The sequence below is a fragment of the Leclercia sp. W6 genome, assembly GCF_003336345.1.
Classification (GTDB): Bacteria; Pseudomonadota; Gammaproteobacteria; order Enterobacterales; family Enterobacteriaceae; genus Enterobacter.
The window spans coordinates 4,191,084-4,204,369 of the sequence record NZ_CP031104.1 but is presented as its reverse complement, the minus strand read 5'-3'; the positions used below and the strand labels follow the sequence as shown (position 1 = coordinate 4,204,369).

General features: G+C 58.0%; 8 protein-coding genes. 4 read left to right on the top strand and 4 right to left on the bottom strand.

The genetic code is table 11. The features are described 5' to 3' along the window. Positions 1–80: 80 nt before the first annotated feature. Positions 81–1,100 carry an NAD(P)-dependent alcohol dehydrogenase gene (locus DVA43_RS20600; RefSeq protein ID WP_103824944.1) on the top strand — a complete coding sequence of 340 codons (1,020 nt, stop codon included), beginning with the start codon at positions 81–83 and terminating at the stop codon, positions 1,098–1,100. Positions 1,101–1,186: 86 nt separating this feature from the next. Here DVA43_RS20600 and DVA43_RS20595 read toward each other — a convergent pair whose 3' ends face one another. Next, on the bottom strand, positions 1,187–2,827 hold the full coding sequence (locus DVA43_RS20595) for a dihydroxyacetone kinase subunit DhaK (RefSeq protein WP_114316577.1): 1,641 nt from the start codon (positions 2,825–2,827) through the stop codon (positions 1,187–1,189). Between the two features lie 137 nt (positions 2,828–2,964). Here DVA43_RS20595 and DVA43_RS20590 point away from each other — a divergent pair, with 137 nt between their 5' ends. Next, positions 2,965–4,467, top strand: a complete 1,503-nt coding sequence (locus DVA43_RS20590) for a helicase HerA-like C-terminal domain-containing protein (RefSeq protein WP_114316576.1) — start codon at positions 2,965–2,967, stop codon at positions 4,465–4,467. Here DVA43_RS20590 and DVA43_RS20585 read toward each other — a convergent pair. Further along, complete coding sequence (locus DVA43_RS20585; protein ID WP_114316575.1) at positions 4,444–5,388, bottom strand: TIGR01212 family radical SAM protein; 945 nt, start codon at positions 5,386–5,388, stop codon at positions 4,444–4,446. The genes DVA43_RS20590 and DVA43_RS20585 overlap by 24 nt on opposite strands. Positions 5,389–6,069: 681 nt before the next feature. On the opposite strand from DVA43_RS20585, the gene gltB reads away from it, so the two are divergent. After that, positions 6,070–10,530, top strand: coding sequence for a glutamate synthase large subunit (gltB, locus tag DVA43_RS20580; RefSeq protein ID WP_147271042.1), 4,461 nt, complete (start codon positions 6,070–6,072; stop codon positions 10,528–10,530). Between the two features lie 9 nt (positions 10,531–10,539). After that, on the top strand, positions 10,540–11,958 hold the full coding sequence (gene gltD / locus DVA43_RS20575; RefSeq protein WP_103824948.1) for a glutamate synthase subunit GltD: 1,419 nt from the start codon (positions 10,540–10,542) through the stop codon (positions 11,956–11,958). 79 nt (positions 11,959–12,037) lie between these two features. Here gltD and sspB read toward each other — a convergent pair whose 3' ends face one another. Both sspB and sspA read right to left on the bottom strand, forming a co-directional pair. Then, positions 12,038–12,529, bottom strand: a complete 492-nt coding sequence (gene sspB, locus DVA43_RS20570) for a ClpXP protease specificity-enhancing factor (RefSeq protein ID WP_114316573.1) — start codon at positions 12,527–12,529, stop codon at positions 12,038–12,040. Positions 12,530–12,534: 5 nt separating this feature from the next. Then, a complete protein-coding gene (gene sspA, locus DVA43_RS20565) occupies positions 12,535–13,173 on the bottom strand; it encodes a stringent starvation protein SspA (RefSeq protein WP_103177214.1) in 639 nt (212 codons plus the stop codon). Positions 13,174–13,286 lie beyond the last annotated feature (113 nt).

Below are 13,286 nucleotides of genomic sequence, written 5' to 3'. Positions count from 1 at the left end.
TTTCTCCTGCCCCCTTCTGTTAAGCGGTTGTAAACTGAATGCTCTACACTCTCAGTTCAACACCACGAAGGGGAAAACTGATGTCAAAGATAAAAAGCTACGCCGCACCGCAGGCGGGTGCAGAGCTTGAGCTGTACGAATACGATGCGGGCGAGCTGAAAGCAGAAGACGTCGAAGTGCAGGTGGATTACTGCGGCATTTGCCATTCCGACCTGTCGATGATCGATAACGAATGGGGCTTTTCACAATACCCGCTGATTGCCGGTCACGAAGTGATCGGGCGCGTTGTTGCCCTGGGCGATGCCGCACAGGATAAAGGGCTGAAAATTGGTCAGCGCGTGGGCATTGGCTGGACTGCCCGTAGCTGTGGTCACTGTGACGCCTGTATCAGCGGCAACCAGATCAACTGTCTGGAAGGGGCCACACCCACTATCCTGAACAACGGCGGCTTCGCCGACAAACTGCGCGCCGACTGGCAGTGGGTCATTCCTCTCCCTGAGCAGATGGATATTGAATCTGCGGGTCCGCTGCTGTGCGGCGGTATCACGGTTTTCAAACCGCTGCTGATGCACCACGTCACCGCCACCAGCCGCGTAGGGGTGATTGGCATCGGTGGTCTGGGCCATATTGCCATTAAGCTGCTGCATGCGATGGGCTGTGAAGTGACCGCCTTTAGCTCAAACCCGGCCAAAGAGCAGGAAGTGCTGGCGATGGGTGCTGACAAAGTGGTCAACAGCCGCGATCCCGAGGCGCTGACCGCCCTGGCGGGGCAGTTCGATCTGATCATCAACACCGTAAATGTCGATCTCGACTGGCAGCCTTACTTTGAAGCGCTGGCCTATGGCGGAAACTTCCATACCGTCGGTGCCGTGCTGAAGCCGCTCCCGGTTCCCGCCTTTACGCTGATCGGTGGCGACCGCAGTATCTCCGGTTCCGCAACGGGCACACCGTACGAGCTGCGCAAACTGATGAAGTTTGCCGGCCGCACCGGAGTCGCGCCGACCATCGAGATGTACCCGATGTCGAAAATCAACGAAGCGATCCAGCATGTCCGTGACGGCAAAGCCCGTTACCGTGTGGTGCTAAAAGCGGATTTTTGACGTGAATGTGCCGGGTGGCGGCTACGCCTTACCCGGCCTACATGTGCTTTGTAGGCCCGGTAAGCGTAGCACCACCGGGCGTTTCTCTACAATCGCACCAGAGCCGCAAACACCTCGGCAACCGCAACCGCGCCAGGATCGGCAACACCCTGCAGATTCTCCTTATTCACATATGATGAACGCCCTGCCCCGGCTTTGCCCATGCTCGTCGTGGCATCTGCCCCCTCTTTTGCCGCCCTGGCGGCAGCCTGAAGCCCCTCTTTCTGCCACGCTTCCAGCGCGGGCTGCAGCGCATCAATCAGCGTGCGATCCCCCAGTTCGGCACCGCCATAGTGCTTCATTTGCGCAAGCCCGGTCAGCAAGGCATCCGGCAGGGGCTTACCGCTACGCAGTCCCTCCCCGGCGGCGGTAAAGAAGATCGACATCAACACCCCGCTTGAACCGCCCATCACCGTCGCCAGCCGCTCACCCACCAGCAGCAACAGCTGCGGCAGATCGTTCAGCGGCAGGCGATCTTCTTCCAGCCATTGCGCAATGTCCCGCGCGCCTTGCGCAAAGGTCGAACCGGTATCGCCATCCCCCACTTTCGCGTCCAGGGCGTTAAGGCGGTTTTCCAGGGCGATTAACCGCTCCGCCACCGCAGAGACATGCTGCGCCACATGCGCATTTGCCGACGGGGTAAACTCCACGCTGTCGTGCAGCGGAGTGTGCGTTAACGTACGCAGCGGCGCAAAGGCGACGGGCTTTTGCCAGCCCAGCGTCTCCACCGGGGCGTTCAGCGCCTGCTCAAATGCCGCGTTCAGCTTCAGCAGCGATAACGAAAAGCCTTTCATGTCCAGCGAGCTCACCAGCGGCGCCGGGCCAATCAAATACGCAATCTGATCCTTCAGGGCGGAATGCGCCAGCTCTTTGGTCAGCAGCGCCATCTCCAGGGCCGACACGCCGCCGAGGTTATTGATAAGCACAGCCAGCCGTCCCTCCCCCGCCTGCGCCAGCAGCGGTTGCACCAGCGTATCGATAATGGCTTTGCTGTTTTGCGTCTCCACCACCGATGCCCCGGGCTCGCCGTGGATCCCCAGCCCCAGCTCGACATGGCCTTTTTTGATGCGCCCCTCTTCATCGTCGCTGCCCGGCAGGTTGCAGGTTTGCATGGCCACACCCAGGCTCCAGAGATTTTCGCAGGCCTGGCGGGCCATATCGCGCACCTCGTTTAGCGACTTGCCCTGTTCAGCAACATACCCGGCGATCTTATGCACCAGCGCAGTTCCGGCGATGCCACGCGGCTGCTTGTTATTCGGCAGGGCAATGTCATCGGCCACGATCACCATCTCCACTTTGAGCCCGTAGCGTTTGGCCTTTTCTGCCGCGAGGCCAAAGTTGAGACGATCCCCGGTGTAGTTTTTGACGATCAGCAGACAGCCACGATCGCCCGTGACGGCCACAATGGCGTTCAGCACCGCCTCGACGCTGGGGGACGCAAACAGATCGCCGCAGACGGCCGCGGTCAGCATCCCTTTACCCACAAAACCCGCGTGCGCCGGTTCATGGCCGGAGCCCCCGCCGGATATCACCGCCACGCGACTTTTATCCCAGTCGGCGCGCACCACCACGCGGATAGCCGGATCGATATCCAGTCTGGCGAGATTGCCGTGCGGGGCGGAGATCAGCATCCCTTCAATGGCATCATTCACCAGCTGTTTGCGGTCGTTAAAGAAGAATCTGGACATAGCTTTCCAATATGTTGTTAACCGTATGCAAAAGCATAGTCCGCGCTGCGTAATGCGCTGCAAACTGAGAAATTGACACATTCATTTTGCCGTCAGGTTGCCTATACTCCACGCAAGATTCCACGAGGATGCGCATCATGAGTACACCCCTGCTGATTGCCCGGACGCCAGACACTGAGCTGTTTTTGCTGCCCGCGATGGCAAACCGTCATGGTCTGATCACCGGTGCAACGGGCACGGGGAAAACGGTGACGTTGCAAAAGCTGGCCGAGTCATTTTCCACTATTGGCGTGCCGGTGTTTATGGCTGACGTGAAAGGCGATCTCAGCGGCGTTGCCCGGGAGGGAGCCGCATCGGATAAGTTACTCGAACGGCTAAAGAATATTGGCGTGACCGACTGGCAACCGCAGAGCAACCCGGTGGTGGCGTGGGATATTTTTGGCGAGCGCGGCCACCCGGTACGGGCGACCGTTTCCGATCTCGGCCCGCTGCTGCTGGCACGTCTGCTCGATCTGAACGAGGTGCAGACCGGCGTGCTGAACATTATCTTCCGCATTGCCGACGATCAGGGGCTGTTGCTGCTCGATTTCAAAGATCTGCGGGCCATTACGCAGTATATCGGCGATAACGCCAAAGCCTTCCAGACGCAGTACGGCAATATCAGCCCCGCCTCTATCGGCGCTATCCAGCGTGGCTTGCTCTCCCTGGAGCAGCAGGGAGCCGAGCACTTCTTTGGCGAGCCGATGCTCGATATCAAAGACTGGATGCGAACCGACAGCAACGGCAAAGGCATTATCAACATCCTGAGCGCGGAAAAGCTCTACCAGATGCCGAAGCTCTACGCGGCCAGCCTGCTCTGGATGCTCTCAGAGCTCTATGAACAGCTGCCGGAAGCGGGCGATCTGGACAAACCGAAGCTGGTCTTTTTCTTCGACGAAGCCCATCTGCTGTTCAACGATGCGCCACAGGTGCTACTGGATAAGATCGAGCAGGTGATCCGCCTGATCCGCTCTAAAGGGGTGGGCGTCTGGTTTGTTTCGCAAAACCCGGCCGATATTCCTGATAACGTCCTGGGCCAGCTGGGTAACCGCGTCCAGCACGCCCTGCGCGCCTTTACGCCGAAAGATCAGAAAGCGGTCAAAGCCGCAGCGCAGACCATGCGCGCCAATCCGGCCTTTGAGACCGAAGCGGCCATTCAGGCGCTGGGCACCGGCGAAGCGCTGATCTCTTTCCTGGATGCCAAAGGCAGCCCATCCATGGTGGAGCGCGCGATGGTCATTGCACCCCACTCCAGAATGGGGCCGATTAGCGACGACGAGCGTAACGGGCTGATCAACCATTCCCCGGTTTACGGTAAATATGAAGATCAGGTGGACCGGGAGTCCGCGTTTGAGATGCTGCAAAAAGGGGTGCAGGCCACCACAGAGCAGCAGCAGGCGCCAGCCGCTAAAGGCCAGTCCGTGGCGGTCGATGAGGGCATTCTCGGCGGGTTAAAAGAGATTCTGTTTGGCAGCACCGGGCCGCGCGGCGGTAAACGCGACGGGGTGGTGCAAACCATGGCGAAAAGCGCGGCACGTCAGGTGACGAATCAGATTATCCGCGGTGTGTTGGGCAGTTTACTGGGCGGACGCCGGAGATAGCGTGGGCACCCAGGGTGTACCCAGCGCCGAGCCCTGCACGCCCTGCTCGTTCAGATAGCGGTCCAGCTCCACCATCCCCGTCCAGCGATTCTCACACCACAGCGGTGCCAGTAGCGTTGGACGACGGGCGCTGGCGGAGATGCGGTGATAGACCACTTCCGGTGGTGTATGGCGAATCATCTCCCCGGCGGTGAGAACATACTCGTCCAGCTCAATCCCGTTCAGCCGCCCGGCTTCCCACGCTTTCGCCATAATGCTGCCTCTGACGATATGCAGCGGGTGCAGCTTGATGCCATCCACGCCGGTCTCTACCACGCTGTGCAGGGTTTCCAGCGCGTGATGCCGCCCTTCTCCCGGCAGGCCGACAATAAGATGGGTACAGACCTTCAGCCCGCGCTCGCGCGCCAGCCGGGTGGTGCGCTGATAGCAGGCAAAATCATGACCACGGTTGATGCGATGCAGGGTTTTATCGTGGGCGGTCTGCAATCCCAGCTCCAGCCAGATCTCGTACCCCTGCTCTTTATATTCGCTGAGCAGATCCAGTACCGCTTCCGGTACGCAGTCGGGGCGTGTGCCGACGCAGAGCCCGACGATATTCGCCTGGCTCACCGCCTGTTGATACATCGATCGCAGCACCTGCACTTCAGCCCAGGTGCTGGTATAAGCCTGAAAATAGGCCAGATACTGCTTCGCCCGGTTGACCCGCGTCGACTGATAGGCAAGCTGCGCAGCGATAGACTGATGCTGTTGCGCTTCGTCAGCAAAAGAGGCCACATTACAGAAGGTACAGCCGCCGCGTCCGATAGTGCCGTCGCGGTTCGGGCAGCTAAAACCCCCGTGCAGCGACAGCTTATGAACCTTTTGCCCGTACCGGCGCGAAAGATCCCCACCAAACATATTGACTAATTTCTGTAACTGCATAATCTGTTAGACCGCCCCGTTGAAAGGGGACAAGCCTGCCATTTTTAACCGCCGTCGGCGATGACCTGGATCAATCGCCCCGGTGCGCTTTTATCTTTTGAATAATTAACCAGGATAATTGCAATTTCATGCACCGCCCGCTTAATTACTTTTCCTTATGTTCTGATGGTTTTTTTCATTTATATCGTCTTCGCTGAAAAACAGTGACATCATGCGGGCTTTTCTGGCATGGCAGCATTTAATCCTGCTTAAATCGCACTATTTAGCATGCTAAAGCGATAATACCGCTTTCATATAGTGAGTCAGATCACACTCCCCAAAAGCCCACAGCAAGGTTACAGTGATGTGAAAGCGGTTAAATGTTTAAATAAATCAAATAATTAACCTCCTCTTAGCACATATTTGGATAAATAAGATTGCCATTTGACCTGTGTACAGATTCCCGATAAGTTGGAAATCCGCTGGAAGCTTTCTGGATGAGCAGCCTGCTCATCATATTTATGCAGTAATTGAGATTCCCTCTGAAGCAAGTCCTCAAACTTGTTTACCTGCGCGAAAAGGATATTAAGAGGGCGAATGCGAGGTACGCGTATGAAGCGCAAACCCCGTCGCCATGCTCTTTCTGTGCCTGTGCGCCACGGTTCAGTGGGAAGCCCGACGAGCCTGGGGAGGTTCACTGATATGTTGTACGATAAATCCCTTGAGAAGGATAACTGTGGTTTCGGCCTGATCGCCCACATAGAAGGCGAACCTAGCCACAAGGTAGTGCGTACTGCTATACACGCACTGGCCCGTATGCAGCACCGTGGCGCTATCCTTGCGGATGGTAAAACCGGCGACGGTTGCGGTCTGCTGCTGCAAAAACCGGATCGTTTCTTCCGTATCGTGGCGGAAGAGCGCGGCTGGCGTTTAGCCAAAAACTACGCTGTCGGCATGCTGTTCCTGAATCAGGACGCTGAAAAAGCCGCCGTATCACGCCGCATCGTCGAAGAAGAACTTCAACGTGAAACCCTCTCTATTGTCGGCTGGCGCGATGTGCCAACCAACGAAGGGGTGCTCGGTGAAATCGCCCTCTCCTCGCTGCCTCGTATCGAGCAAATCTTTGTCAACGCGCCTGCGGGCTGGCGTCCGCGTGATATGGAACGCCGCCTGTTTATCGCCCGCCGCCGCATTGAAAAACGTCTCCAGGACGATAAAGAGTTCTACGTTTGTAGCCTCTCGAACCTGGTGAACATCTATAAAGGTCTCTGTATGCCGGCTGACCTGCCGCGCTTCTACCTGGACCTGGCGGACCTGCGTCTGGAATCGGCCATTTGCCTGTTCCACCAGCGCTTCTCCACCAACACCGTACCTCGCTGGCCGCTGGCTCAGCCGTTCCGCTATCTGGCGCACAACGGCGAGATCAACACCATCACCGGTAACCGCCAGTGGGCCCGCGCCCGTACCTATAAATTCCAGACCCCGCTGATCCCGGATCTGCACGATGCCGCGCCGTTCGTTAACGAAACCGGTTCGGACTCCAGCTCCATGGATAACATGCTGGAGCTGCTGCTCGCTGGCGGGATGGATATCGTCCGCGCCATGCGCCTGCTCGTGCCACCAGCCTGGCAGAACAACCCGGATATGGATCCGGAGCTGCGCGCCTTCTTCGACTTTAACTCCATGCATATGGAGCCGTGGGATGGCCCGGCCGGTATCGTCATGTCCGACGGTCGCTTTGCCGCCTGTAACCTCGACCGTAACGGTCTGCGTCCGGCGCGCTACGTCATCACTAAAGACAAGCTGATCACCTGTGCCTCCGAAGTAGGCATCTGGGATTACCAGCCTGACGAAGTGGTAGAAAAAGGCCGCGTTGGCCCTGGCGAGCTGATGGTCATCGACACCCGTGGCGGTCGCATCCTGCACTCCGCGGAAACCGACAACGATCTGAAAAGCCGTCACCCGTATAAAGAGTGGATGGAGAAAAACGTCCGCCGTCTGGTGCCGTTCGAAGATCTGCCGGATAACGACGTGGGCAGCCGCGAGCTGGATGACGATACCCTCGCCAGCTACCAGAAACAGTTTAACTACAGCGCGGAAGAGCTGGACTCTGTTATCCGCGTACTGGGTGAAAACGGCCAGGAAGCGGTCGGCTCTATGGGTGACGATACCCCGTTTGCCGTGCTCTCCAGCCAGCCGCGCATTATTTACGACTACTTCCGTCAGCAGTTCGCGCAGGTCACCAACCCGCCGATCGACCCGCTGCGTGAAGCCCACGTAATGTCGCTGGCGACCAGCATCGGTCGTGAGATGAACGTCTTCTGCGAAGCCGAAGGCCAGGCGCACCGTCTGACCTTTAAATCGCCGATCCTGCTCTACTCCGATTTCACCCAGCTGACCACCATGCAAGAGGAGCACTATCGCGCCGACACGCTCGATATCACCTTCGACGTGACCGAAGCGAACCTCGAAGAGACGGTGAAAGCGCTGTGCGATAAGGCCGAACAGATGGTGCGTAACGGTACCGTTCTGCTGGTGCTGTCCGACCGTAATATCGCGAAGAACCGTCTGCCGGTTCCGGCGCCTATGGCGGTGGGTGCAATCCAGACGCGTCTGGTGGAGAAGAGCCTGCGCTGCGACGCCAACATCATTGTTGAGACCGCAAGTGCGCGCGACCCGCACCACTTTGCCGTGCTGCTGGGCTTTGGTGCGACGGCGATCTACCCGTACCTGGCCTACGAAACGCTGGCAAAATTGGTCGACACCAACGCCATCGAAAAAGATTACCGTACCGTGATGCTGAACTACCGTAACGGCATCAACAAAGGTCTGTACAAGATCATGTCCAAAATGGGCATCTCGACTATCGCCTCTTACCGCTGCTCGAAGCTGTTCGAAGCCGTTGGTCTGCATGACGATGTCGCCGACCTCTGCTTCCAGGGCGTGATCAGCCGTATCGGCGGAGCGGGCTTCAGCGACTTCCAGCAGGATCTGCTGAACCTCTCCAAACGCGCCTGGCTGGCACGTAAGCCGCTGGATCAGGGCGGACAGCTGAAGTACGTGCACGGCGGCGAATATCACGCCTATAACCCGGACGTGGTGCGCACCCTGCAACAGGCTGTCCAGAGCGGCGAGTACAGCGATTATCAGCAGTATGCTGAGCTGGTTAACAACCGCCCGGCGGCCACACTGCGTGACCTGCTGGCGCTGAACCCGGGTGACGAGGCTGTGAGCATCGATGACGTAGAGCCTGCGTCTGAACTGTTCAAACGCTTCGATACCGCTGCGATGTCCATCGGTGCGCTGAGCCCGGAAGCTCACGAGGCGCTGGCTGAGGCGATGAACAGCATCGGCGGCAACTCTAACTCCGGCGAAGGCGGTGAAGATCCGGCGCGCTACGGCACCAATAAAGTGTCGCGTATCAAGCAGGTTGCGTCCGGTCGCTTCGGTGTGACCCCAGCGTATCTGGTCAACGCCGATGTGATTCAGATTAAAGTCGCTCAGGGTGCAAAACCGGGCGAAGGCGGCCAGTTACCGGGTGACAAAGTGACCCCGTACATCGCCAAACTGCGCTACTCGGTACCGGGCGTGACGCTGATCTCCCCGCCGCCGCACCACGATATCTACTCTATCGAGGACTTAGCGCAGCTGATTTTCGACCTGAAACAGGTCAACCCGAAAGCGATGATCTCCGTGAAGCTGGTTTCCGAACCGGGTGTCGGCACCATCGCCACCGGCGTGGCAAAAGCCTATGCGGATCTCATCACCATCGCCGGTTACGACGGTGGCACCGGCGCAAGCCCGCTCTCCTCCGTGAAGTATGCGGGCTGTCCGTGGGAGCTGGGCCTGGTGGAAACCCAGCAGGCGCTGGTGGCTAACGGCCTGCGTCATAAGATCCGTCTGCAGGTGGATGGCGGCCTGAAAACCGGCCTCGACATCATCAAAGCGGCGATTCTGGGTGCGGAGAGCTTTGGTTTCGGTACCGGTCCGATGGTGGCGCTGGGCTGTAAATACCTGCGTATTTGTCACCTGAACAACTGCGCAACCGGTGTTGCTACCCAGGACGAGAAGCTGCGTAAGAACCACTATCACGGTCTGCCGTTCAAAGTGACCAACTACTTTGACTTCATCGCCCGCGAAACCCGCGAGCTGATGGCGCAGCTGGGCGTAACGCGTCTGGTGGATCTGATTGGCCGTACCGACCTGCTGAAAGAGCTGGACGGATTCACGGCTAAACAGCAGAACCTGAAGCTCTCCCGCCTGCTGGAAACGGCTGAGCCGCATCCGGGCAAAGCGGTCTACTGCACCGAGAAAAACCCGCCGTTCGACAATGGCGTGCTGAACGCGCAGCTGTTGCAGCAGGCGAAGCCGTTTGTGGATGAGAAGCAGAGCAAAACCTTCTGGTTTGATATTCGCAACACCGACCGTTCCGTAGGCGCGTCGCTCTCTGGCTACATCGCGCAGACGCACGGTGACCAGGGTCTGGCTGCCGATCCGATTATCGCGCACTTCAGCGGTACCGCGGGCCAGAGCTTCGGTGTCTGGAACGCCGGCGGCGTTGAGCTGTACCTGACCGGCGATGCCAACGACTACGTCGGTAAAGGCATGGCGGGCGGTCTGCTGGCGGTACGTCCTCCGGTGGGTTCTGCCTTCCGCAGCTGTGATGCGAGCATCATCGGCAACACCTGTCTGTACGGTGCCACCGGCGGTCGTCTGTTTGCAGCAGGCCGTGCGGGTGAGCGTTTTGCGGTACGTAACTCCGGTGCCATCACCGTGGTGGAAGGTATCGGCGATAACGGCTGTGAATACATGACCGGCGGGATTGTCTGCGTACTGGGCAAAACGGGCGTTAACTTCGGTGCAGGTATGACCGGTGGTTTCGCCTATGTACTGGATGAAGACGGTGAGTTCCGCAAACGCGTGAACCCGGAACTGGTGGAAGTGCTGGAGGTTGATAGCCTGGCGATCCACGAGGAGCACCTGCGTGGTCTGATTACCGAGCACGTGCATCATACCGGTTCCGTGCGCGGCGAAGAGATCCTGGCCAACTGGCCGGCGTTCTCTGCGAAATTCGCGCTGGTTAAACCGAAGTCCAGCGATGTTAAAGCCCTGTTGGGTCACCGTAGTCGTAGCGCAGCAGAGCTGCGTGTGCAGGCGCAGTAAGGAATTCAGATGAGCCAGAATGTTTACCAGTTTATCGACCTGCAGCGTGTGGATCCGCCGAAGAAGCCGCTGAAGATCCGTAAAATTGAATTTGTTGAAATTTATGAGCCGTTTTCCGAAGGCCAGGCCAAAGCACAGGCAGACCGTTGCCTCTCCTGCGGCAACCCGTACTGCGAGTGGAAATGTCCGGTGCATAACTACATCCCGAACTGGCTGAAGCTGGCTAACGAAGGACGTATTTTTGAGGCCGCCGAGCTCTCTCACCAGACCAACACCCTGCCGGAAGTGTGCGGCCGCGTCTGCCCTCAGGACCGTCTGTGTGAAGGTTCCTGCACCCTGAACGACGAGTTCGGTGCGGTGACCATCGGTAATATCGAACGCTATATCAACGATAAAGCGTTCGAGATGGGCTGGCGCCCGGACATGACCGGCGTGCGTCAGACTGACAAACGTGTGGCGATCATCGGTGCCGGTCCGGCGGGGCTGGCCTGTGCCGACGTGCTGACCCGCAACGGCGTGAAAGCGGTGGTATTTGACCGTCATCCGGAGATCGGCGGTCTGCTGACCTTCGGCATCCCGGCCTTCAAGCTGGAAAAAGAGGTGATGACCCGCCGCCGTGAAATCTTCACCGGTATGGGCATTGAGTTCAAACTCAACACCGAAGTGGGCCGTGACGTGCAGCTCGACGATCTGCTGAAAGATTACGACGCCGTGTTCCTGGGCGTGGGCACCTATCAGTCGATGCGTGGCGGGCTGGAGAACGAAGAGGCGCCAGGCGTATACGACGCGCTGCCGTTCCTGATTGCCAACACCAAGCAGCTGATGGGCTATGGCGAAACCGCCGACGAGCCGTTTGTGAGCATGGAAGGCAAGCGCGTTGTGGTGCTGGGCGGGGGCGATACCGCGATGGACTGCGTGCGTACTTCCATTCGTCAGAATGCGGCACACGTGATCTGTGCCTACCGTCGTGATGAAGAGAACATGCCGGGCTCTAAACGCGAAGTGAAAAACGCGCGTGAAGAGGGTGTGGAATTCCAGTTCAACATCCAGCCACTGGGTATTGAAGTGAATGCCAACGGTAAGGTGAGTGGCGTGAAGATGGCGCGTACCGAGATGGGTGCGCCGGATGCGAAAGGCCGTCGCCGCGCGGAGATTGTGGCCGGTTCCGAGTTTGTGATCCCGGCTGACGCAGTGGTGATGGCGTTTGGTTTCCGTCCACACAGCATGGAGTGGCTGGCGAAACACAGCGTCGAGCTGGATTCTCAGGGCCGCATCATCGCCCCGGAAGGCAGCGACAACGCCTTCCAGACCAGCAACCCGAAAATCTTCGCCGGTGGCGATATCGTTCGCGGTTCAGACCTGGTGGTGACCGCCATTGCCGAAGGCCGTAAAGCGGCTGACGGCATCATGAACTACCTCGAAGTGTAAACAGGCCCGGTGGGATTGACTCCCGCCGAACCGTTAAAGAGGTGTTTATGGGATAAAAAAAGGGCCAACAGGCCCTTTTTTATTTCACAACGCGAAGCGATGGACGCCCACCGCGTGGTGGCGGCGTGTCGTCTGGATCATCATCGTGATCGGGCTTATCGCCATCGATAATCGACATGACCGGTTCGCTTTCACTCTCGGTCGCGCCATGTTCATCATTGAGGCTGGCAACGTCTTCATCATAAGCCGCTTCCGGCTCAAACATGGTGCCCGCGCCGTTTTCCCGTGCGTAAATAGCCAGTACAGCAGCCAGCGGCACAGAAACCTGACGCGGAACGCCGCCAAAGCGGGCGTTGAAGCGAACTTCGTCGTTCGCCAGCTCAAGACCACCCACCGCGCGCGGCGCAATGTTCAACACAATTTGCCCGTCACGTGCATATTCCATAGGAACCTGCACGCCCGGTAACGTCACATCCACTACCAGGTGCGGCGTGAGCTGGTTATCCAGCAGCCATTCATAGAAGGCACGCAGCAGATACGGACGGCGCGGAGAAAGCTGTGACATTTCCACAATGATTAACCCCGGCCGAGACGCATTTCACGTTCAGCTTCAGTCAGAGAAGCAAGGAAGGAGTCGCGTTCAAATACGCGCGTCATGTAGCCTTTGAGCTCTTTCGCGCCAGGACCGCTGAATTCAACACCCAGAGTTGGCAAACGCCACAGCAGCGGAGCCAGGTAGCAATCCACCAGGCTGAACTCATCGCTCAGGAAGAACGGACGCTGACCGAACACCGGTGCGATCGCCAGCAGCTCTTCACGCAGCTGTTTACGCGCAGCATCGGCTTCCGAAGAGGAACCGTTCGCAATGACGTTCATCAGCGTATACCAGTCTTTCTCGATACGCTGCATGTACAGACGGCTTTCCCCACGCGCAACCGGATAGACCGGCATCAGCGGCGGATGCGGGAAACGCTCATCCAGATATTCCATAATGATACGGGATTCCCACAGGGTCAGCTCACGATCCACCAGCGTTGGTACGCTCTGGCTTGGGTTGAGATCAATAAGATCCTGAGGCGGGTTATCCTTTTCCACATGCTCGATCTCAAAACTGACACCCTTCTCGGCCAGCACGATACGAACCTGATGGCTATAAATGTCAGTAGGACCAGAAAACAGCGTCATTACCGAACGTTTGTTGGCAGCGACAGCCATGAAAACCTCCAGGTATATTCAGAATTTTTACTGCTACCGGCCATACAGGCCAGCCAGATGTTTTGTTGCCCATCCCAGGGAATTTCTACTCTTGTTCAAAAAGAGAACAAAAA